At 66.7% G+C, this 22,467-nt stretch carries 5 protein-coding genes; 1 reads left to right on the plus strand and 4 read right to left on the minus strand.

The window, feature by feature from the left end; translation table 11 throughout:
• Positions 1-446: 446 nt before the first annotated feature.
• The 3 genes from HCN51_RS45720 to HCN51_RS62690 all read right to left on the minus strand — a co-directional run bounded on the left by HCN51_RS45720 (position 447) and on the right by HCN51_RS62690 (position 11,646).
• Entirely contained in the window at positions 447-830 is a 384-nt protein-coding gene (locus tag HCN51_RS45720) for a hypothetical protein (RefSeq protein ID WP_168018189.1), read from the minus strand.
• Positions 827-7,582, minus strand: coding sequence for a polymorphic toxin-type HINT domain-containing protein (locus HCN51_RS62685; protein ID WP_168018190.1), 6,756 nt, complete (start codon positions 7,580-7,582; stop codon positions 827-829). Before HCN51_RS62685 ends, HCN51_RS45720 begins: the two co-directional genes overlap by 4 nt.
• Before the next feature lie 62 nt (positions 7,583-7,644).
• A complete protein-coding gene (locus HCN51_RS62690; protein ID WP_168018191.1) occupies positions 7,645-11,646 on the minus strand; it encodes a LamG-like jellyroll fold domain-containing protein in 4,002 nt (1,333 codons plus the stop codon).
• Between the two features lie 214 nt (positions 11,647-11,860).
• Here HCN51_RS62690 and HCN51_RS45735 point away from each other — a divergent pair, with 214 nt between their 5' ends.
• Positions 11,861-12,121, plus strand: coding sequence for a hypothetical protein (locus HCN51_RS45735; RefSeq protein WP_168018192.1), 261 nt, complete (start codon positions 11,861-11,863; stop codon positions 12,119-12,121).
• Positions 12,122-13,532: 1,411 nt separating this feature from the next.
• On the opposite strand, the gene HCN51_RS45740 is transcribed toward HCN51_RS45735, so the two are convergent.
• Positions 13,533-22,010, minus strand: a complete 8,478-nt coding sequence (locus HCN51_RS45740; RefSeq protein WP_168018193.1) for a DNRLRE domain-containing protein — start codon at positions 22,008-22,010, stop codon at positions 13,533-13,535.
• Between the last annotated feature and the right edge of the window lie 457 nt (positions 22,011-22,467).

The following is a 22,467-nucleotide window of genomic DNA, read 5'->3' on the forward strand; positions in this document are numbered from 1 at the left end:
CGCTGCATAAGGTCGATGTCGAGGAAGGCCAGCATGTCAGCGCCGGGCAGCAGGGCGTGTGCCGTGCCAGTGCGGCGAGTACCTGCCGGGCGACCGTGTCCAGCAGGAGTGTTCACCCCACCTTCCGCTCGCGGGTCACATGCTCGCCGGTCAGGCGCTCCATGCCTGCCGCTCGGCCAGCCGCAGCGCCGGAGCATGGCCGCGTGGGAGACCAGATGCTCTTCGTCGAAGATCGCGTGAGCGTTGCTGGCGGCGTGGGAGAATCGCCTGGCAGCTACCCGAACCGGACTTCCATCGGCAAGCGACGACGAGCTTACGAACAACAAGATCCACCGCTACGTCACGCCTTCACCTCGTGCTCTGCCGGGCACACGGAAAAGCTTCAGTGGAGGACCGTCGTCGAACGCGAAACCCCTCACGAGCACGCCCGCAAGGGGTTTCGCAGACTACATCAGCGACAATGGGCCAACGTAAACAAGATGGCGATTTCGAACCTTCCATACCCAAGTGTCGGAGGGATAGTCGCTGAATATCTCCAGGACGAATCCGTTGGATAGCCGCAGCCGAGGATCGACGGGCAGAAACGCCGACTGAGCTTCCACGTCCACTACCTGGGTATCGGCAAGTATGCGGAGATGTTCCCGAACATCGCCCTCTTTGCTCTGTCCTCCCAGCATGAGGCGCCCGTGCTCGTCAAGCAGCCGCCACGACGACAGTATGCTGAGCGACCATCCTTCACCTCCGAGCAGGAGACTGGGCTCGTCATAGCTGAGCTCGTCGATTCGCAACGGCAGGCAGTCGCGGAGACGCTCGAGACAAGTGGCCGTCATGGCATCAACTCTACGTGGGTCTGTGCACGGAATTCCTGCTTCCAGTTTCCCTGGAAGTTCTTCGGCTTCTGCGGCGGCTTTCCCGTGAACGGATTCACCGGGCTTCCCCTTCCGTTCTCGAAGGACGCGCGAAGTCCGGCATAGTTGGTCGGCTCCATGATTCTCATGCTCGATCCATCAGGGAGAAGGTATTCGCGGCCTGCGGAGGCTGTCGGAGTAGACGTGACGTGTCCGGCGCTCTCCGCCGCCTGGAGACCTGCCTTGAGTCGGGTCGCACTGGTCGGTACGGCCACGCCGTTGGCACTTGCCACGAAGTCCGCCGAACCGCAGTTGTGGACGAGAACGCCCGCACTCGCGCGTCCGACGTGGTAGGTGTGAACATCGGCGACGGTCAGGTTGTGGACGCGCTGGATGGCGGTCCGCTTCTCGATCGCGGTGATCTTGACCCAGGTGCCCGCGGCCGTGCGCAGCCACATCCCGGGGACGAGGGCCTCCGCCGCGATCCACGCCTTACGGGCCTCGATCCAGAACGGGTGGCCATCGGTGGCGACGATGACGTCGGTGACCCGGCCGCGACCCGTGTCGGTGTCGACGGTGATCTGGACGAGGTTCTTCCGGCCTTCACCGGTGATGACGTTGACGACGGGTCGTGAGGTTGTCTTCCCCGTCCTGGGGTCGGTGGCCTTGACCTTGTCGCCGAGTTCGACCTTTTCGATGGGCTTGGTGCTGCCGTCGGCCATCAGGACAGCCGTCCCGGGCACGAAGCTGTTGGTGAGGCAGTTCGCCAGAGTTCGTTCGGCGGCGGCGAGCTCGTCCTTGGCCTTCAGCCAGCCGACGAAGGAGTCCTTGGCCTTCACCAGCAGGCCGCCGACCTTCTTGCCGAGCTCGATGGCCTTGCCCCATTTCCAGGGCAGGCCGTACTTGACCGCCGCCTTGCCCAGGACACCGCCCGCCACAGAGGTGAGGACGTTGACCGCGGTCTCACCGCAGGCGGCCAGGTCGCCCGTGGTGAAGCAGTCGATGCCGGCGGTGATGCCGACTTCTTCGGCTGCGACCTTGGCCAGCGCCACCACCGTGGTGATGATCTTCTGCTTCTCCGCCTCGACCTTGGTCTGGGCGGTGGCCACCGCCTGCTGGGCGGCGGCGGTGCCGGTGGCACGGCTCCCGCTGGAGGTGGAGGTGGAGGTGGTCGTAGGGGTGGACGGTTTGGCCGCGGGTTTGGGCTTGGGTTTCGGCGTGTAGGTGGTGTCGCCTGTTTCGCAGAAGGAGGCGCAGGCCGTCAGCAGGCCGGTGGGGTCGCTCCAGGTGAGCGGGTTGTTGCCGGCGTAGGCGTAGCCGTGGATCTGCTGGGGGTCGGTCAGGTCCATGATCGGGTCCACGCTGACGAACCGTCCGAGGAGCGGGTCGTACTCGCGGGCGCCGAGATGGGTGAGACCGGTGGTGTCGTTGATGCCGGTGCCGAGGAAGCCGTGGTCGCCCGGCCAGAAGCCGGAAGATCCGCGGAGGCCGCCGAAGGGCAGGGTCCGGCGCAGCGACACGTTCTGGGTCGCGCCGTGGACGGCTACCTGGCCGGTGCCCTGGTGGTCGGGGGCGAGGAAGGTGACGGTGCTGGCGCCGGTGCGGACGGCGATGGTCTGGCCGTCCACGTTGTAGTAGCGGGTGCCGGAGACGACGGCGGTCTTCTTCAGCTCCATGCCGTAGGGCAGGTACAGGGTGACCGTGGTGCCGTCGCGGCGGATCAGGCGGTTGCCGTCGGCGTCGTAGAGGTAGGAGCTGGTCTTGGTGCTGTCGGTGACCTTCTCCAGGCGGCCTTCGGTGTCCCAGGTGAGTGTCTGGGTCGTGGTGCCGATCTTGCGGGTGGTGGTGTTGCCGACGGCGTCGTAGCCGAAACTGTCGGTACGCGCGCCCGCCGCGCCGGTCTGGGTGACCGACGAGAGCCGGTGCTGGCCCTGGCCGGCAGCCGGATAGGTGTAGGTGCGCCCGGTATCGGCCGCGCCGGCCACGCCGTGCTGGGTCTCCTTCGTGCGGTTGCCGGTGGCGTCGTAGGTGTAGGAGTGCCAATACGGCTGGATGCCGCCGATCACGCTGGAAGCGGGGGCGGCTGTGCAGTCGGTGTCGCCCTCGGTCCAGGCTTCGGTCAGGCGGCGCAGGTGGTCGTAGCCGAAACACTGGGTGTCGGTGCCCGACTTGGACACGTCCGCGATGGAGGTGATGTTGCCGGCCGGGTCGTAGCGGTAGGTGGCCGAGCGCTCCACGCCGGTCTGGTTCTCGCGTTCCACGCGGGAGTTGGACAGGCGCTGGGTGCCGTGCTCGTAGGAGTAGGTGAACCAGGCGTGCTTGCCCGCTGTGGTGCCGACCTCGTACTGGCCTACCTTGCCGGTCAGGCCGTAGGTGGTGGCCGTCAGGTAGGTGTTCAGGTTCGAGGTGAGGGTGGTGGGCCGGGCGAGTTCGTCGTAGCCGTAGACCACGCTCTCAGCGTTCATGCCGCCGGCCTGCGGGAAACCGATGGACTGGACGGTGCCGTCCAGGTTGTAGCTGGTGCCGAACTGGTAACTGCCGGCGAGCGTTCCCTCGGCCGACGGGACGGTGACCGTGGTCTGGGTGGCCCGGCCCATCGTGTCGTAGGCGGTGACCGCGCTGGTGTACGCCTGCCCCGCTGACCAGCGGGTGGACGACGTGATCGCGCCCTTGCGCAGGGTGTCGTGGACGAACTCGGTCAGCAGGGTGCCGGTGGCCGAGCCGTCGCGGGTCTGGGTGACGCGGTCGAGATCGTCGTAGCCGGTCCAGACGGTCTTGCCTCGGGCGTCGGTGGTGGATGTGACGCGGTCGAGGTCGTCGTAGGCGGTCTTGGTGACGCCCTTGTCCGGGTCCGAGCTCTCGATCAGGCGGCCGCGCTGGTCGTAGGTGTACGTCCAGACGTTGCCGGAGCCGTCGGTGACCCTGCCGACCCGCCCTGCCGGCGTGTAGCCGTAGGTGGTCGCGTCATAGGCGCCGGTGGGGCTGTCGCCCTTGTACTGGCGCTTCTCGATCACCTGGCCGCGCGCGTCTGTGATCGTCGTGGTGGGCGTGCCGCCGGCGGGCGGGTCCACATGCACGCGGTCGCCGCCGTAGCTCGTGGTGGTGCGCCACTTCTCCTGGCCGACGCCGTTGCCGGCCAGCAGCTTCTCGACCGTGACGCGGCCCAGGCCGTCGTACTCGTAAGCCGCCTGCGACTCCACGCCGTCGGTCACCTTGAACAGCGATGGCTCCGGCGCGCCGGTGGCGTAGTAGGCGGCGTAGCTGCGCTCGACCAGACCCCGCTCGTTGTAGAAGGTGTCGGTCAGCAGGCGGCCGCCGTTCGGACCGGGCGATTGAGTCTGGCGCGGGCGCAGCAGGCCGTCCATGAGCGTGTAGCTCCACGGGCGGTAACCGCCGGTGTTGTTCAGCGAACGGGTGCCGACCGCGACGATGGCGCCGCTCTTGATCGTGTAGCTGTACTCGGTGTTGGCGTCCAGCCCGGCCGACTTGGGGTTGTTCGGCAGCCATACGCCGATGAGGCGGCCGAGCCCGTCATAGGTCAGGTCGGTGCGGGATCCGGCCGCGTCGATGTTGGCGGTCGGCAGGCTCCAGGCCGCGTCGAGCTCGGTCGTGGTGGTCAGCGCGGTCGCCGCGTCCCCGGCCTTGGCGGGAGGGGTGGTGCTGGCGATCGACGTGGCCAGGCCCTTCGCGGGTGTGTAGGTGGTGGTCGAGGTGCGTCCCGCCACGTCCGTCGAGGTCAGCTCGCGGCCGTAGGCGTCGTACGTGGTCGTGCCGACCGTCGCGTACGTGGCCGTGGTGCCGTTGTGCGCGGCGAGCTTCTCGACCTTGGTGGACTGCCCCTTGGACGGGGCCGCGCCGAGGGCGCCGTTGTCGAAGTAGGTGCGGACGTCGGCGATGACCTGCTTGGCGCGGTCCGGGGCCGTGGCGCAGCCCACAGCGACGGTCTCCTCGCGGGAGACGTAGTTGATCAGCCAGTCGCGCGTGTTGGGCGTGGTGTGGGTGATGCGTACGCACTGGTCGTCGGCCGCGGTCGCGACGTCGCCCTTGTCGTCGGACTGGGTACGCAGACCGTAGGTGGTGTCATAGGTGTGGTCGACGCGGGTCTCGCGCCAGCCGCCCGCCTCCAGCGCGGTCCAGGTGCGGGCGCTGCCGATGCCGGTCAGGGCCGCGGTGACGGTGCCCCAGGGCCGGGTGCGGCCGGCGGACTGGTGCCGCCACGGAGTGTTGACCGTCTTGGACACCACCGCGCCGCCGGGCTTGTCGTACGTGATGGTCTTGAGCAGGAAGCCGTCCAGGCCCTCAAGGTCGGTGTGCGTGCCGCCCTCGCCGTCGGAGACGGTCACGGTCTTGGTGTCCGAACCGTCCTTGGTGGCCCGGTCGCCGTTCATGCCGCGCAGGTACAGCGACGTCTGCTCGGTCTTCATGCCGACTTCGGGACCGCCGCCGGTACGCGTGGTGACCTTGCCGTAGCCGCGCCACTGGCCCCAGGTCTTGTACTTCTCCTTGACCAGGCCGTCATCGTCGTCGAAGTGCCAGGCCGCACCGCCCTCGTAGGTGTAGCCGGTGGCCATGTCGGGCGCGAGCCCGGTGCGGTCGGAGGCGATCACCTTGGTGACCACGTACTTGTGGAACCAGTCCCGCACGGGGTTCGCGGTTCCGCCCGGCTCCCAGAACACCGGGAAGCAGCGTTTGTCGTTGTCCGAGGGGGCGGGCAGGCTGTCCAGCGCGCATTCGGGCTCGCTGTAGCTGACGTCGAGCTGGCCGCCGGACTCGTCATAGATCGTGCCCAGGCGGTACTTGACGAACGGCGGGATGTCGTCGCCCTGCTTGTCCAGCCGGTTCATGAGCTGGACGTGGTTGAACGTGACCGGCGGCAGGCTGACCGGGGCGCCGGTCGCCAGGCCGGTGTGCTGGATGGACTTCAGGAGCAGCGCCTTGTCGGCATCCGCCTCGCCCCACAGATGATCCAGCGTCCAGGAGTCGACCGGGCGGTAGGAGCCGTCGGCCTTGAGCACACTGGTGGTGACCTTGGTCAGCCGCTTGCGGGTGAAGAACGCGGGCGCGAAGACCTGCTCGCACTCACCGTCGGCGTTCTTGCACTGCTGGTCCCAGGGCACGTCCGGCCACTGCTGCGGCTGGTTGTCGATCTTGTCGGGGGCGCAGTCGAATCCCGACTCGGGGATGCAGCGCTCGGCCACCTCGAAGTCGACCCGGCCCAGCGGCTTGCCGGTGTAGACGGCGTCGGAGCGCAGACCGTAGTCGATGTGGTCCAGCCAGGAGCCGCGGTCGTAGGGGGTGTCGTCCTCCTTCTTGAGGTTGCGGCCGTAGTGGTTGCCCTCGACGTCGTAGTAGTACGCCATGGCGTTGCCGGAGGGGTCCACGACATAGTCGAGGTTCCAGCGGTAGGCCTGCTGGCACCAGGAGCCGGCGAAGCCGCCGTCGTTGCAGGGCTCACCGGAGTCGTTGCCGAACACCGGGACGGTCAGGGCCGACTTGGTGGCGCTGTTGCCGTTCCAGCCGGGCAGGCGGTTCAGGCCGAAGAAGTACTGGGTGCCGTCGGTGGTGGTGACCCGCCAGTGCTCGCCGTTGTCGTCACCGTTGGTGGTGCCGGTCAGGTGCTCGACGCGGGTGCCGTCGTCGTCCTTGAGCTTCCAGATATCCGAGCCGGGAGCGGTCTGGACGAGGTCTCCGCCCTTGCCGTTCCAGGTGAGGGTGGCGTTGGGGTAGGCCCAGCACAGGTCGCCTGGCTTCTCCAGGTCCGTGCCCTCACCGTCGTCCTGGCAGGCCTTGTAGCTGCGTTCGATGAAGCCGGGCGAGAGCTGGAAGCCCTCACCCACCCAGGAGGTCTGGCTGTTGGTGTTGGCGGTCTTGCCGTCCACGCTCGTCGAGGAGTAGGAGACGGCCAGGTCCGGCGTCAGGTCGCCGGGCACGGGCGGCACGCGCATGGGATACGACCAGGTGAAATCGCCCGTGTTGGTGCCCGCGGACCAGGTCGCCGAGGCCGACAGCGAGGTCGCCCGGTAGTCGCCCTGGCTGCCCGACGGTCCGGTGATGGCGGCCAGCACCATGGGCTCGCTCACGGTCAGCGCACGCGTGTCCGCCTCGAACGTGATCTCGCCCGTGAGCGTGCTCGCCGCGGGGTCGTTGGCCGACGCGATCGCCGTGGCCTGGCGGCATTCGGTCTTGTCCGGGCTGGTCAGTGCGCAGGAAGGCAGACGTACCAGGCGCAGGCGGCTGCCGTACGAGCCTCCGTACGCCTGCTTGAACGACGAGTAGTCCAGCTTGACCCCAGCGCGGCCCGGCCCTGTGTTCTGGGACAGGCTGAAGAGGGGGCCGTCCAGCCCCAACCGCTGGGCGGCGGCCCTGTCGTGCACCTGGAGCTTCACCTTGAGCGCGCCGCTCTTGCTCTTCGGCGTGGCGGGGACGGTGAGCTGGAGCGGGGAATCCTTGAGGGGAGCACCCAGGTCCGCTTCCACCGTCATCGCGCGGGGCCAGTCGATGGTGGCGGGGATCGGGCTGTGCTTGGCGGCGGCCGGATCCGGCTTGCGGTCGCGTACGGCCGCCTGGCCGCCCTTGGCGACGCGGTCGTGGCTGGTGACGTCCGGCCGGACGTTCCTCCGCGGCTCGGCGCTGACCGGCTGAGCGTGCAGAGTGGTTAAGCCGACACCGCTGAGCGCGAGCACCGCGAGTGCCCGCGTCCAGCGGTCTCGCCTGCGTGGCAGCGTGCTGCCCACGTACTACCTCCAGAAAAAGCATCATGAGAAAGAACGGGCTGGGCCTCCAGGGCCCAGCAGCGTCAGGAGTTGGCGAGAAGGGTGATTTCCTCGGTGGTGAGCGCGCCCTGGTAGGCGTGGACCTCGTCGATCGCCCCGGGCCAGGCGTTTCCGTAGCTTCCGCTGACGAACTTGGTCCGGCCGATCTGCAAGGCCCCGCTGCCGTTCCACGGAGTGTCGTGAGTGGTCGAGCCCTGCGGCGCGCCGTTGACGTACAGGCTGACCTTCTTGCTGGTCGGGTCGTAGACGCCGGCCAGGTGCGTCCAGGATCCGACGACCGGCGCGGCGCTGGAGACGGCGGTGCGCGCGGCGGCGGTCGAGGTGTCGTTCGCCCTGATCCGCATGATCCACCGCTGGGTGGCCTGTTCGTAGCCCAGGTAGAACGCGCTTCCCCCAGCGCTGTCCTGGGATACGACGGCGTGGTTGGCGGTGGCGCTGTCCAGCTTGACCCAGGCCGTCACCGAGAAGGCCCGGTCGGTCCGTACGGGAGCGACCGTCGTGGCGGCGTAGGCGCCGCCGGTCAGTTGCACGGCGCAGCTTCCCCGCACGTCCTCCACCCAGCTGACGGTGCCGTTGAGCGTGGCGTCGTGGCCCTTGCCGGAGTTGTCGTAGGCCGTCGTGCCGTCACATTCGTCGAGGTTGAGCAGCAGCTCTGGCGCGATGGGCGGGTAGGTGGGCAGTTCCGTGCTGTTGGCGAGGGTCTGGATCTGGCTCTCGCTGGCGATGCCGGTGAAGGCCCAGGTGTCGTCGAGCCGGCCGGGCCAGTACTCACCGTACGCGCCGCCGGTCTTGGTGCGGCCCAGTTGCAGGCCCTTGGTCGCGGTGAAGCCGACGGTGTTGTCGCGGAGCGACGCCGACTCCTCCAGCTGGCCGTTCACGTACAGGCGCAGTTGGTCGGCGAACGCGTCGTACACCACCGCGAGGTGGTCCCAGGAGGAGTTCGTCTGGAAGCGGGGGTGGCTCGCGGTCTGGGACACGGCGCCGGTGGCGTCCTTGTCCGGTACGTCGATCTGCCAGGCTCCCTGGTTGGCCGGATCGGCGGAGTCGGGCAGATAGCGCAGGGTGAAGGCGCTGTTGACGTTGCCTTCCTCGCTCAGCACGGTGACCGGCTTCTGCGGGCGTCCCGCAGTGCTGGCCCAGGTGGCGACGGTGAAGCTTTCGCCGGTGTTGACGACCGGGGCGGCGGTGGCGGCGTAGCCGCTGGTTCCGTTCAGTGTCAGGGCGCCGGTGCCTACCGCGACGTCCGCTACGTCGATCGAGGCGCCGCCGCCGAGAGTGAGGTGGCGGGCCTTGCCGCTGTCGTCGCCGCTGACGGTGGGAGTGCCGGAGGCGGAGTTCAGCTTCCAGCGACCGGCCGCCGTCGGGTGCGTGGTGAACAGGTCACGGGCTTCGGTGCCGGTGACCACGCGGTCGTACAGCCGCACGTCGTCGATGGAGCCGCCGAACAGGGTGCCGGGGCCGCCGCTGTAGGCGCCCGAGCCGATGAACACCGGGCCGGTGGCGTTCCAGTCGGTGGTGAAGGCGGTGCTACCGGCGAGCGTGCCGTTGACATACAGGCGGAGCTGCCCGGAGGTGGCGTCGTAGACGCCCACCAGGTGTTGCCACTCGCCCCCCTGCGGGGCGGCGGTGCTGTTGACGCGGACACCGGTGGCGGAGGTGGTGTCGCTGGTGGCGCGCATGAAGCTCCACCGGTCGTAGCCGGGCGAGTAGAACAGGTCGAAGCCGGACTTGATCGCGCCGGCCTGGGCGACCACGTTCATCTGTCTGCCGGGCTTGGTGGTGGCCAGGCGCACCCAGGCGGCGATCGAGAAGCTCTTGCCGGTGTCAAGGGCCGGGCCCTCGGCCTTGGCGTAGGTGCTGGTGCCGTCCAGGTCGAGGGCGGTGCCGTCGGCGCCGGGGACGCCGAGGGTGGCGTTGCCCGTGAGCGTGGCTGGGATCTGCCCGGACAGGGTGGTGGAGCCGGCCGGATCGTCCATGCTCCACTCGGCCTTGGCCGGGGTGCCCGCCTTGACGCGGAACAGGTACTGGGCGACCGCGCTGGCGTTGCCGGCCGCGTCCAGGGCCTTGACCCGCAGGATGTTCACGCCCGCGGTGGACGGCATGATGCTGATCGTGACCGGGCCACCGCCGGTGGTGGTGCGTTCGTAGGCCGACGAGGGGTCGGTGTTGAGACCGATCTGGTACCTGACCACGTCGGTGGCGGTGGTGTCGATGGTGAAGTCGCCGTACCGGCCGACGCCGTCGATCCATGGGTCGTCCGGGTTGTCGGGGTCGGACTCCGGATAGGCCGTCGAGGTGATGGCCGGAGCGGCGGGGGCGCTGGTGTCGTACAGGAAGGTGCAGAAGATGGCGCCGCTGCCCTCACTGCTGTAGGCGCTGTAGGTGGTGCCGTCGTAGGAGCGGACGTCCCAGGAGAGCATCTTGCCCTGCGGCGGGTTGAGCGTCGCCGGGATCGTCATCTGGAACTGCGAGCCGGACGCCTTGGCGTCGGTCAACGGCGAGGTCCACTTCAGCGCGCCGTCCCAGAACAGCCGGAACTGGCCGCGGACCTTGGCCGCGTCCTCGGTGTCGGCGTCGCGCAACGTCGCGTACAGGACCGGCACCTTCTGCAGTTTCGGGCCGTTCGGCGACACGCAGGCGCCACCCGGGTTCATGCTCAGGTCGGCGGGCTTCGGCTGCTGCGGCGGGGTGTTGTAGTTGACCCGCAGGTACGCGTCGTCGCCGAACCGCTTCCAGCCGATCATGTCGCTCTCGTTCGCGGCCCGCAGGCCGAACGCCATCCGCGACTGCCCGTCAGCCAGCGCCTTGGTCAGACCGGCCTTGGCGTCGAACTCGACGTTCTTGGCGGGGCAGTTGGCGTCGTGGCCGAAGGCCACGTCACGCGAGTCGAGCTGCTGACGCCACCAGCCGGACGTCTTCTGCTTGTCCCAGTCCAAGGCATCGGCGAAGTTGTCCGTCCACCACAGCTGAACGGCCCGGTCCTCGCACGAGGCCGACCACACCTCCTTGGCCTGGAACTCGGCCGAGATGATGCTCTTGCCCGCGTACGCGCCGATCGGCAGCTCGTAGTGCAGGCGCTTGACGTGGTTGCTGCCGCAGCGCGCGTCGAGGCCGGTGCTGCAGTAGCCCATGCCCTCGTCGTTCTTGCCCTTGAACTTGTAGTAGGGCGTGGACGGGAAGGCGCTGGTGGTCATCGCCCACTCGTTGGCCTGCTCGGTCTTGAACACCGGGTCGATGTAGAGGGGGAAGGTGGTGTTCTCGCCGGTCAGCAGGTCCTTGTCAGGCACCAGCGCCAGGTTGTCCTGAGTGACCTGGACGCCGAGCTCGGCCACCTTGGCGCCTTCGCCCGGGCCCTCGGCGGAGCTGACCTGCCCGGGCGCCACCGCGGCCGCTTCGGGCGTACGAGCCGCCACTGCGGCCTGGGCGGGCGCCGAGTCCCACATCAGCGGGGTGGGCGCCCTGAACACGGTGGCCCCCGAGACGGCGTCCACGGCCGACATCGCACCGGTGCCGTCCTTCCGCATGGTCAGCCCCTTGCCGGACAGCCGGTAGCTGATATGGGACAGGGCCGGGTTCGCGGCCGCCTCGCGGGTCTTGACGACCAGGACGTGGGAGAAGCCGTCCACGTCAGCGCGTGCTTGCAGGTCCACGCCGGGCAGCACCTCGGCATAGACGGCGGTGTCACCGTCCAGGGTCGGTGCCGGCAACGTGCTGTTCCAGCCCAGCGACAGGTCCCTGCCGGCCAGGCCCATGGTCGCCAGCGGCGCTTCGCCACCGGCGGAGAAGCGCAGGTCCACAGTAGAGGCCACGGGGCCGATGGAGCCGTCAGGCTTCGGCTCCAGGCGGGCATCGGTCTTGACCCATCGCCCGCTCTGACGCGTGCGAACGGGCCGCAGGTGTTCCACGGCGGTGTAGGTGCCGTCGCTGTTGGCGAACACCTCACGGGACTCGCCGCGGAAGGCGCCGATCTCAATGGATTTGCCGGTCTTGCGGGCCAGTCTCAGCGCGTCGGCTTCGGTGGCCACGGCGGTCGGCGTGGGCTCTGCCTCCGCATGGGCTGCGGAGGAAACTACTGCCACCAGGGGCAGCTGAAGGAGGGCGAGCGTGAGCGCCCCCGTCAGCGCAGCGGATGCACCGCGCGTCTTTGTCACTTAAGTCCCAAGGATTAGTAAAGCGAACGTAAAGCGGCGCTAAGCTAGCAGGTCACGGAGCTGTTGCCGGGCGGAGAAAACCCGATGGATGATCAAGCAAATGATCGGGAAGCCCTATCTGGCCGATCATTTCGCGGCCTTGCCCGGGCTCTGGTCACGGTTGTCACGACTACGTCACAGTTGGGCGGTGCCAGCCCTGTCGAAGATGAGCGCCTTGCCGCCGAGGGAGCAGTTGGGCAGCGAAAGGGTGGATCAGGCAGCACCGCGCGCTCGGGCGCAGCCTGGCATTCAACCTGAGCCAGACCGGATGGCCGAGCTTGGCGAGGGCAGCCAGCTCGTCGCTGGATGAGGCGACGGGTTGCACCTGCCGGTCATCAAGGAGTGCTCAAGGGAGTCGCGCTCGCGTTCGCCCGCCCCCGGCCACCCCAGCCTTGCGAACTGGTGCGCGGCTGCCCTTCAGCTACTGACCTGAAGTTGTTGAGGGACTGTCCGCCTCGTTGCTTCTGCACTACCTCGCCGCCTTCGGGCATGGCGTTCCCATTGCACCGAGGCTGCAGCCCGCCGGGTCGACTGTAGCGGCGCCGCCCCACCGCAGAGCACCCGCACGTGAGGAGCGGGACCGCCGCGCGCGTCGAGCGCGGCGCGACCGGGATTCGCGAGCACGGAACCCTCAAGGCCCGAGCCGAGCGTGATCTGGGTGTCGACGAAGCGGACTCCACCATGGTCCGTCATGCCGCTGCACACCACGTCCGAGCCGACCTCGTTACGCGTGAAGCGCAGCGCGACGGCGCCCGGGTTGTCGAGTACGGCGTCGCCGAGCAGGACGGGCCGGAAGTACGGCTGTTGCGGATGCGCACCTCACCGCGGGCCGCAGGTAGCGCAGCCGTGAGCGAGACAAGATCCAGACTGAGTGATCGACGTTAAAACGCCGGAGGAGGAGGTATGTATCCCATGTCATTCTCCTGGCTGTTGCTACTCAGCGAAATCCAAGAAATATCGCGCCAATCGGCATAGTGTTGCAGATTCTCCGCCCTGTGGCTCCCAAGTAGGATTTGGGAAGTAGGAGGCGCGTCGGTGTGGTCACTTTCAGCAGCCGGGGAGATAAGCGCAATGACGTCGGACCCTACAAAGATCCGATAGTCGCGTGATGGCCATCTCCAAACGGGAAGGGGAAGGGGGGAGAGGAGGCTGGTGACTCGTGCGACCTCACTCGGAAGCGCATGCTCCACCTTCAGAGAGTAAGGAGCGCCCATTAGTGCCTCATACACGGTGGCGTGCAGGAGAAATGTAGAAACCTGCTCGCCGGTTTCACTCCACTTCTCGTCCGATCCCGGTTCTTTGTCGTATACCGGCGAATCCTTTTCGCCGGGCAGAGTCGCCCAAGCCCAACATCCCTGATTTTCCGACCAGATAATCACAAAACCGTCATCGTTGATTTCCAGTTCGGATAGAGGGATTGCATAGTTGACGTATGTAAGACCCTCCGGCCGGGCAGCGGCAAGCCGATGCCACTCCAATAGGGGCTCGGGTACCGAAATGGGAGCAGCTATCCTCGGATTCTCTGGGATTGCTGGCGGATATCCATACCAGCGAGACAGAAACCGACCCAAGCTCTGATCGGTAACATGTAGCAACTCGTCCATAAGTGCCACTATATCACGATAGTCGCCGACGCGACATGGCATCGGCGACTATCGTTAATCTGTCCACATTTGCAGCTTTGACATCAAGGCCGCAGGTGTATGGCGGCCTTCGAAGCTTTACTCGCCTCTGAAGTATTCAGGTGTGCTCGATCTCGGAGAGTAGACCCAGAGCTCCGTTCCCTTTGGCAGCATTTTGTTGAGATACGGCTTACAGAATCCGCAAACTCCGAACGGGTAGTCGATATATAGCTTGGCCTGACGAATGCCAGGATTCATTCTCAGGAAGGCGGCCACATGCGTTTCGACATGCTCGGCATTTTGCTGCGTTCGGCCCGGTAGAGTCTTCAGCAGGTTGGAATTCCCTCCAGGGCCACTCACGAACGGGATTTGATCTGTGCCGATATCGAGAATGCCGCCGGTCCGACGCGCGTAATCCTTGGGAAGGTTGTCTAATGCGGTCCAGATGTCGTCAGGGGTGGGGCGACCGAATTTTCCGTTTCCAGGCTTGATGGGGCCTTGGCTGCCCGGATACTTTACGCCACCTGCGTGCGGACCCGGCTGAAAAAATGACGGGTCCGATCCGGCCTTAAAGCCTTTCCACCAGCTGTCCAAGTCCAGCTCGCATGCGCATTGCATGCCGTGGTTCATTTTACGGTTGACATACTGTTCGACCGTGTCGCCGGTAATAGGCTGGGTGAGCATATACCATAGGCCATCCAGTGCGCCACTGATATTTGCGATGGCACTATCGGCTGCTGTGGGCGTCTTTTTGGCCGGGGTACTGCACCCGCTTCTGCACGGATTATATGCCGGCAGATTGACGTTCTGGCTTTTACGACGCTTAGGAGTCCCATCAGGATTAAGGTCTCCTGAAGCAGATCTGCGTCCAGTGTTGCAGTACTCTCCCGGGGTGCATCCGCTGTGGCCGTCGAGTTCGATGATGTTGATGGGATTGCCGCCGGTGAAGGCGTAGCGGTTGCTCGTCCAGGGGTCGAGGCCGAGCGAAAGGTCGTCGAGTGCGCCGTTGTAGGTGTCGAGGTTGAGGAAGCGGTTGAGCCCGGGGTTGTAGTCGCGGAACCCCATGTCGTACATGCCGGTGGAGTTGTCCCAGCGCTTGGCGTTGAAGCGGTAGGGGTTGTACTCCTCCTTCGCCGTTGGATCGACGGGGTCGGGCTTGTCGATGCCGGTGAAGAGTTTGTCGTCGTTCTTGCCGTAGGCGGTGTAGCCGTAGGTGGCGCGGGTGTCGCCGGTCTCCTTGGTGATCTGCTCGACGTCGGTGTGCGGGTTGTAGCCGTAGTACGACGACTCTTCGCTGTTGTCGGCGTTCACCTTGACCTGGGACAGCCGCTCACCCCACGGGCTGTACTGGAAGGACTTGGTGAGCTTGCCCGCCACCTCCTCGTCCAGCACCTCGCCGGACAGACCGAGGTAGGAGTAGGCGGTGGTCTTGGCGTTCGCGGTGCCTTCCTTCTCCGTCTTGGACGTCGTGCGGTCGAGGGGGTCGTAGGTGTAGGTGGTCACCGTGCTGGTGACGCCGTCGGCGCCGAGTTTCTCGTGGCGGGTGACGTGGTCGAAGCCGTCGTAGGTGTATTTCTCCAGCGTCTTGCCGGCGGCCTGGATGGTGCGCAGCCGGCCGTAGGGGTCGTAGGTGTAGGTGCTCGTCTGGCCATTGGTGACCGACGTCATGAGACGGTTGCGGTCGTAGGTGAAGGTGGTCTTCTTGCCGAGGCCTTCCTCCTCCCAGACGTTGCTGTTGGCGTCGTGGGAGTAGGTCTCCGTCTCAGCGGTTCCACCTGCGACCGGTGTCTTGACCACCTTGCCGATGCGGTCGCGGGGATCGTAGGTGTAGGCGTAGTCGTGTTCCAGGTAGGCGCCGGGGTTGTCGGCGTTCTGGATCTTGGCGTGGTCGCTGGCCCGGTGCAGGTTGCCCTGGTAGCCGATGGTGTGCTCGGCGACCACGACGGTGCTGTTCGGCTTCTTCTCCAGACTGTGGCGCAGGACGCCGGACAGGAAGTAGTCGTAGGCGACGGTGTTGCCGTTGGCCTTGGTCTCGGTGAAGCGTTCGCCGCGCGAGGTGTAGGTGTAGCGGGTCGTCTTCGGGGCGGGGTCGGTGGCCGACTTCTTGTTGACGACCTCGTTGACCAGGTCGCGGACGTCGTAGCCGTAGGTGGCGACAGTCTTGTTGTGGGTGCGCTCGACCACCGCGCTGTTCTCGTTGTAGCGGTACCCCGTGGTGTTCTTCAGCGTGCCGTCCAGATACTCCTTGATGGAGTCGATCTGGTTGAGGTTGGTGTAGGCGACGTCCCAGACGTCGATCTTGGCGGTCGGCGACCGGTCCTCGATCTTGGTGAGGTTGGCGTTGACGTCGTAGGTGTAGGTGAAGTCCTTTTTCTCTGTGTCGGTGTCGCCGCTGTTGTCGCGGACCAGCTTGACCGCGTCGGCCGCGACCGTTCCGTTGGCCTCGTCGGTGAGGGTCACGGTGTGGGCGGTGCCGGCGGTGAAGGTGTAGGAGCCGAGGTCGACCCAGGTGCCGGGGTTCTGCGTCTGGTCGAGGGTGACGGCCGCTTCGCCGTCCTTGTGCTTGACCTTGTACGTGGCATTGGTGGCCGTCGCGCCGGTCGGGTAGCGCACCTGCACCTTGTACGTGCCGTCCGACGGGGTGGTCAGGTTCCAGGTGAAGGCGGACTGGCCCTTGCCGGCCGGGGCGGTGGCGTAGTCGTAGCCGACGAAGCCTTCCGCCACGCTCTGCGGGCCGACGATGTTGGAGGAGCTGCCGCTGCCGGAGAGGGTCCAGGTGCCGGTGGTGGTCACCTGGCCGGTGTCGGAGTTGTCGGACAGGACGACGTCCAGGCCGAGGGGGACGCCGTCGTCGGAGTGGGTCTTGAGCTTGCCGTCGGGGTAGTACGACCAGTCCAGAGCGCGCTGCGAGGAGCCGCCCGCCGAGGTGACGGTGCGGTTGGTCTGCAGGCCGAGCTCGTTGTAGTCGTAGGTGGTCTTGATGTCCCACGGGTCGGTGGTGGTCTTGGACCAGCCGTTGTCCCAGTAGGTCATCTTCGAGACGTTGCGGATGCTCTGCCCGTGGGAGGGCGGGTGGGAGATCTCCTTCAGCCGGGAGACCGCGTCGTAGGCGTAGAAGACGCTGTCGGGCTTGTTGTACACGGGGTCGTCGGGGTCGAACGGGTAGATCTCCTCGATCGGCCGGTTCAGCTCGTCGTAGCGGGTTTCCTGAACGAAGTCGGCCGGGTCGTCGGGGGTCTCCACACCGCGCGGAGTGATGACCTTGGTCCGGTTGCCGGCCTGGTCGTAGGCGTACTCGGTGACGACGTGCTTGATGCCGTCGGCGACCTCGGCGTGCGGGACGCTGGTGCGGATGACCTCGTCGCGCTCGTTGTAGTCGGTGCGGGTGACGTTGTCGTCCTGGTCCTGCTGCTCGACCACGCGGCCGTCGAGGTCGTAGCGGACCTCGGTGACGAAGCCGGCGGCGTCGGTGACCGTGCGGACGCGGTGGTTGAGGTCGTAGGTGTAGAACGCGGTGCGGTCGGCGGGGTCGGGGATGGCGTTCTTGCGCGGGTCGATGACCTTGATGGTGTTGCCGACGTTGTCGTACTCGTAGGTGATCTTGATTTGGCGGTTGTTGTTGGCGACGTCGGTGGCGAAGACGTCGGTCAGCTGGTTGATCTCGTCGTATTCGTAGGTGGTGGTGTACTCGGCCAGGTCGGCGCCGGGCAGGTGGCCCTTAGGCTCGGTCTGGGTCTTCAGGTTTCCGGCCGGGTCCCAGGTGAAGGTGGCCTTGCGCTCGGGCCCGTCGGTGGTGTCCTTGGGCAGCACCGACGTGGTCAGCTGGTCGGCGTGGTCGTAGGCGGCGGTGGAGACGGCCCCATTGGGGGCGGTCATCTCGACCACGTTGTCGTTGCGGTCGTAAATCGGCGCCGGCGTGGTGATGAGGACCGGTGGAGAGGCGTCCTGGTCCTTGGGAACCTTCGACTCCAGCGGGCGTTTGAAGATGTCGTAGGTCTGCGTGGTGGTCTTGCCGAGGGCGTCGGTGACCGACAGCACGTTGCCGCGCGCGTCGTAGGCGGTGGTGGTGACGTTGTTCTTGGCGTCGGTGATCTTCTTGGGGTAGCCGGTCGGGTGGTAGTCGCCGAAGGTGGTGGTGTTGCCGCGGGCGTCGACGGACGTCTGCAGCTGGCCGAGGTCGTCGTAGGTGTAGCGGGTGGTGTAGTCGGCCGGGTCGGCGGTCAGCACGCCGAGCGGGTCGGTGACGGAGGTCAGGTTGCCGCGCTCGTCGTAGCCGAACTGCCAGGTGTGGTGCTTGGGGTTGGTGCCGGCTTCCGGCCGGTTGCCCATCGGGCTGGTCTTGAACTTCAGGTCGGCGACGAATCCCTTGAAGTTGTCCGGACCCTCATAGACAAGCGTGGTGGGCGCGGTGCCGCCGTTGTCGTTGGCCTCGGCATCGGTGATCTTGAGCGGGTAGCCGGTCTTCTGGTCGTACTCCCACGTGGTGAGCGCGCCGTTGGCCTCCTTCAGCGAGCGCACGTTGTGGTCTTCGTCCCACTCCAGATCGGTGAGCTCGTCCTTGGCGTTGGTGATGTCATCGGGACGGCCGTAGGCGTCCAGCACGTACGTGGTGGCGTTTAGACGCGGATCGGTGACGGTGGCGTGGATCACCCCGCCCTGCGGGCCGTCCGGATCGACGTAGTCGAAGCCGGTGTCGCCGTCAAGCCGGTCCGTGAGGGTCTGAACCTTCCACAGGTTTTCGGAGTCTTCGACCGCGTCGTAGTAGTCCAGCTCGGTAGCCCGTGCGGCTGGGTTGTCCGGGGATTCGGCGTAGGCGCGCGGGTCGAGGACTGCGACGAGTTTGACGTTCTTGTTGCCCTGGGTGGCGTCGTAGCGGAAGCCGAACGTCTTGGCCTCGTCGTCTCCCGCCCCGTCGATCATGCGGGCCATCAGGCCCTTGTCGGTGTAGGCGAAGGTGACCTTGCGGCCGGCGATGTCGGTGATCGACTCGACGGTGTCGATGATGTGCGGGTTGGTCAGCTTCGTGTCGTCGACGGGCTGCCAGGTCTCGTCGTCGATGTAGGTGTAGTCCTGGCCCTTGACGTGATAGTCGAAGGTCAGCGTCCTACGGCCCGCGGCGTCGGTGATGTACTGCAGGAACTTGGTCGGCTTGTTGTTGGAGTGACGCCGTTCGTAGGTGAACGACATCGTGTTGCCGTTCTTGTCGACGATCGCCGACTGGAAGCCCTCGTCGTCGAAGAAGAACTGGGTGCGGTCGGGCTTGGTGAACACCCACTGGCGGGCCGGATCACGGGAGAAGACGTCGGGCCGGTCGGGGGATTCGGCGACGCGCTGCAGGTACAGGTGTACGCCTCGGGGATGTACGTAGTCGCAGGTGTTGGGCAGGCACGCGCTGGTGGGCTGGCCATGCGTGTCCAGTAACCAGACATGGGTGGTGCCGTCCCCGTCGGTCAGCCGGATCTGGTCCGGCCACATCTTGCCGGGCGGGTGGAACTGCAGCTGCGAGCCGAGCTTGGCCAGCGTCGAGGTCTGCAGGGACCAGCCGTAGCCGAGCGAGGCCGAGCTGGTGTCCAGGCTGTTGTAGGTCATCCGGGCGAACGTCTGCACGCCTCGCGAGGGGTTGGAGAAGGCGTTGTAGCCCCACACCACGTTGCCGGCGTACACGTTCGTCAGCGCGGTGCCGCCCGCACCGGTGTTCTTGCCGGTGTAGGCGTAGAACTTCTCCAGACCGAGCAGGTCGCTGGTGGGTGAATCGATGCGGATCTGCTGTGGCAGCTGCGGCAGATGGTGGGTGGCCGACTTCCAGTTGTTGGTGGTCGTGTCCTGCACGTCCCACACCAGCTGGGCGCCCTCGGCCAGGTTGCCGACCGACACGGGAGCCTTGACCTGGGCGTCCACGGTGACTGCGTCCCCCGGTTCCAGGTCGTACGGCAGATCGGTCTTGAGCTGGGTCTCGGGAGTGGAGACGTCGGTGCCGTCAGGCAGCTTCCAGTGGTAGGAGAGCTTGGTGGTGGCAGCGGGCCAGGTTTCGGTGGTGGTGTTCTTCACCATCACCGAGACGACGGCGCTCTCGCCGACGTCGAGGCGGTCCGGGGTGTCCGGGGCGTAGAACGACGTCACCGCGGCCGGTTCGGCATAGGTGACGGCCAGCCTGGGCCGCAGCAGCGGCTCGCCGGTCTCGCTGGCCAGGAACTGGGCAGACTGCTTGGCGGTGCCGGCTTCGTTGCCGACCTTGACCAGCAGACCGTGACCCGCAGACGGGGTGGCGGTCCAGCTCTTGGCCGCGCCGGTGACGTTCCACTGCCGCCAGCCGGCGGTGTCGGTCAGGGTGGTGACGGTGTCCAGCGGGGTGGCGGTGAAGTCGCCGCCGGGCGTCGTCCAGGGGGTGTTCCAGGTCGCGGCCTCGTCGAAGGCCTTGGTGAGGGTGTGCGCGGTAAAGGAGGCGCCGGTGCCGGTGGCGGTGGCCTGCCACAACGACAGGCGGGCGTCGGCGATCTGCGCGTCGGCCGGGATCTGGCCGGTGTAGTCGTCGAACTTCACCACCGTCCGGGTGTTGCCGAGCGTGGTGGCGGTGTTACCGACCTGCAGCCGCTTCTGCTGGCCCACCACATCGTGCCCGGCGCCGGGTTCTCCCGAGGCCAGCGTGGTGTCCGCCGAGGCGTACAGGGTTCGGGTGACGTAGCCGGGCTTGGGCAGGAACACCCGCACATGCTGGGAGGGCACCACTTCGCCGTTCTTCAGCACCGCCTCCACCCAGTAGTCGGCGCTGTGGGTGTAGTCCGAGTCGGCGGCGGCCTCCGGCTCCGCGCCGCTGCTGGTGTCCACGTAAGAGGTGACATCCGGGGGCAGCGTCACCACCAGGTCGTCGTAGTCGCCGTTGCTGTTGTTGGAGCTGCGGTCACAGGCCGACGGGCACTGGTGGCGCAGCCGATACTCCACCAGGTCGTCGGAGACGTCGTCCGGAGTGGGATCGGCATAAGCGCTCCACGACAACGAGGCGCCCACCGAGGTGGCCAGCGTGGGCTGGTGCAACGTCACCGACGGCTCACCGAAGGTCACCAGCAGCCGCGGGTGCGCGGCCGGGTCAACGGTGAGCGGGTTGACGCCGGTGAAGTCGTCCATCGCCTGATAGGACACCCCGCCCACCGGGGCGGTCCTGGCCTCGTTGACGGCCTTGATCAGGACGCCGGCGATCGGCTCGGAGCCGGTGGAGTACCAGGAGTTGGCCATCGCGGTCACGTCGAAGGAGTGCCAGCGTGACAGCTCCCCGACGTTGCGCGTCACCGTGGATGCCGCGGTCGTGGCGAAGGACGGCTGGTTGTTCCAGCTCACCCCCTGCGGGTCCCACACCCAGGACTCGTCGGTGATCTCGTGCGCCGCCAGCGTCACGGCCGCGGTCTCGCCCAAGGACTGGTCGAAGTACATCTCCAGCGTTGCCTGGTCGATGTGAGTGCCGAGCGGCAGGACGTCCGAGTCCGCAACAGGGCCGAAGTACAGCAACGCCCGGTTCAGCCCAGCCGCCGTCTTACCGACCGGCAGCTTCCAGGAGTCGGCGTAGTTGGTGGTCGTCGAGGCGTTACTGACGTAGGTGTCGTAGAGGTCGGCCCGCCAGTCGTTGATCTTGATGGTGGGGTCGATCAGCACCGGGTACTTGCGTTCCGGTGCGGCCAGCCAGGCCGCGTCCGGCTTGAGCGTGACCGTGCTCTCCGCGCCCTGCTGCCCGGCAAGCTCCTGCGTGATGCCGCCCGTCCTTCGGCCGTACGGCGAGGCGGCGTCCGGCTCGGAGTCGATCATGTACGGGCGGGGAATGGTGAACACCGCGTCACTGTCGTCACCGGTGAAGGTGATCGACCCGTCGCGGTGCTGCCCGGCGTTCAGGCCGCCGCCGGTCTTGACCGTGAACGCGAACGTGGTGCCCGCAGCTTGCGGCTTGGTCAGCCGGATGTGCTTGCTTACGCCGGAGGCGGTGACGGTGTAGATCAGGTCCGCGCCGTCCCAGACCTGCGGGTAGGTGACCGTCGAGCCGTCCACCTGGGGGGTGATCTGGCGGCTGTCCCCGGCCAGGCCGAGCGTGACGTGCCGCTTGCCGGAGGTGATCCTGACCAGCTTGTCGGTCCTGTCGCCGAACCGGGTCTCGAAGCCGGTCTTGTCATTGCCGTGCACGAACCCGTCGCCCTCGGCGGCGCCGACCGTGGTGTCGATGGGCTGCCAGGCGCCGTTGCCGTCCTGGTAGTACACCGGGCGGGTGGAGATCTCCGCCTGCGAGCGGCCGTCGTCCAGCTCGTACACGGTGCCGAACCGCCACCGCTTGCCGGTGAGCTCCTTGACCCGCTTGCCCGGCGGATCGGCCTGCTTCGATGTCGTCTGACTGGTGTCACGTCCCGGCAGCGTGACCTTCTGGCCGGACAGGCGCACCTCACCCTTCGGCTCTTCGGCGAACCAGCCGGTCACCTGGGCGGCCAGCCAGCTCGACACGCGGGAGACGAGGCTCGGCTCTGCGGCGTTCTGGGTGCCGGTTTGCGCGGCGGCGGGTGGGGCGGGCGCCATCGTGATCAGCAGCGTGGCGGCCACCACCACGCTGATCAGCTTGCGTAACCGTCTGTGATGACGAGATCGGATCGGTCGAAGTCGGTCGAGGGGTAATTGCGACACGAGCACACTCCACGAAGCATGCGGCCACGGGACCGCAGATAAGGAGGACTTAAAGCCCTCGGAGCAAAAACACCCGCATCACGCCACATATCCGGACATTTGGTCAATAGTTACGGAACGTGTCTTACCCCCTTTTGCGAACACACTGTTGAATCCCCGCCAGGAGCAGCTCCCCGCTGCGGAGATCCACTACACGGAGCTCATCTGACTGGATACCGCCAAATATCACACACAGTGAAAACCCCTGATCGCGATCAACACGGCACACCACCGCCACGCTTCGATTCCCAGCGAACTCACAGCAACGGCCAGAGCCGGCCCCATCGACGCCTCTCCCTCCTTACCTGCGGAAACGCCACTTCCCGACCTCTTCATGTCAATG

Origin of the sequence: Nonomuraea composti (assembly GCF_012034275.1) — a bacterium.
Lineage (GTDB): Bacteria > Actinomycetota > Actinomycetes > Streptosporangiales > Streptosporangiaceae > Nonomuraea > Nonomuraea composti.

Coding starts and splice junctions, on each gene's coding strand:
- HCN51_RS45735 (WP_168018192.1), top strand. CDS start 11,861: ATGATCAAGCAAATGATCGGGAAGCCCTATCTGGCCGATCATTTCGCG.
- HCN51_RS45720 (WP_168018189.1), bottom strand. CDS start 830: ATGACGGCCACTTGTCTCGAGCGTCTCCGCGACTGCCTGCCGTTGCGA.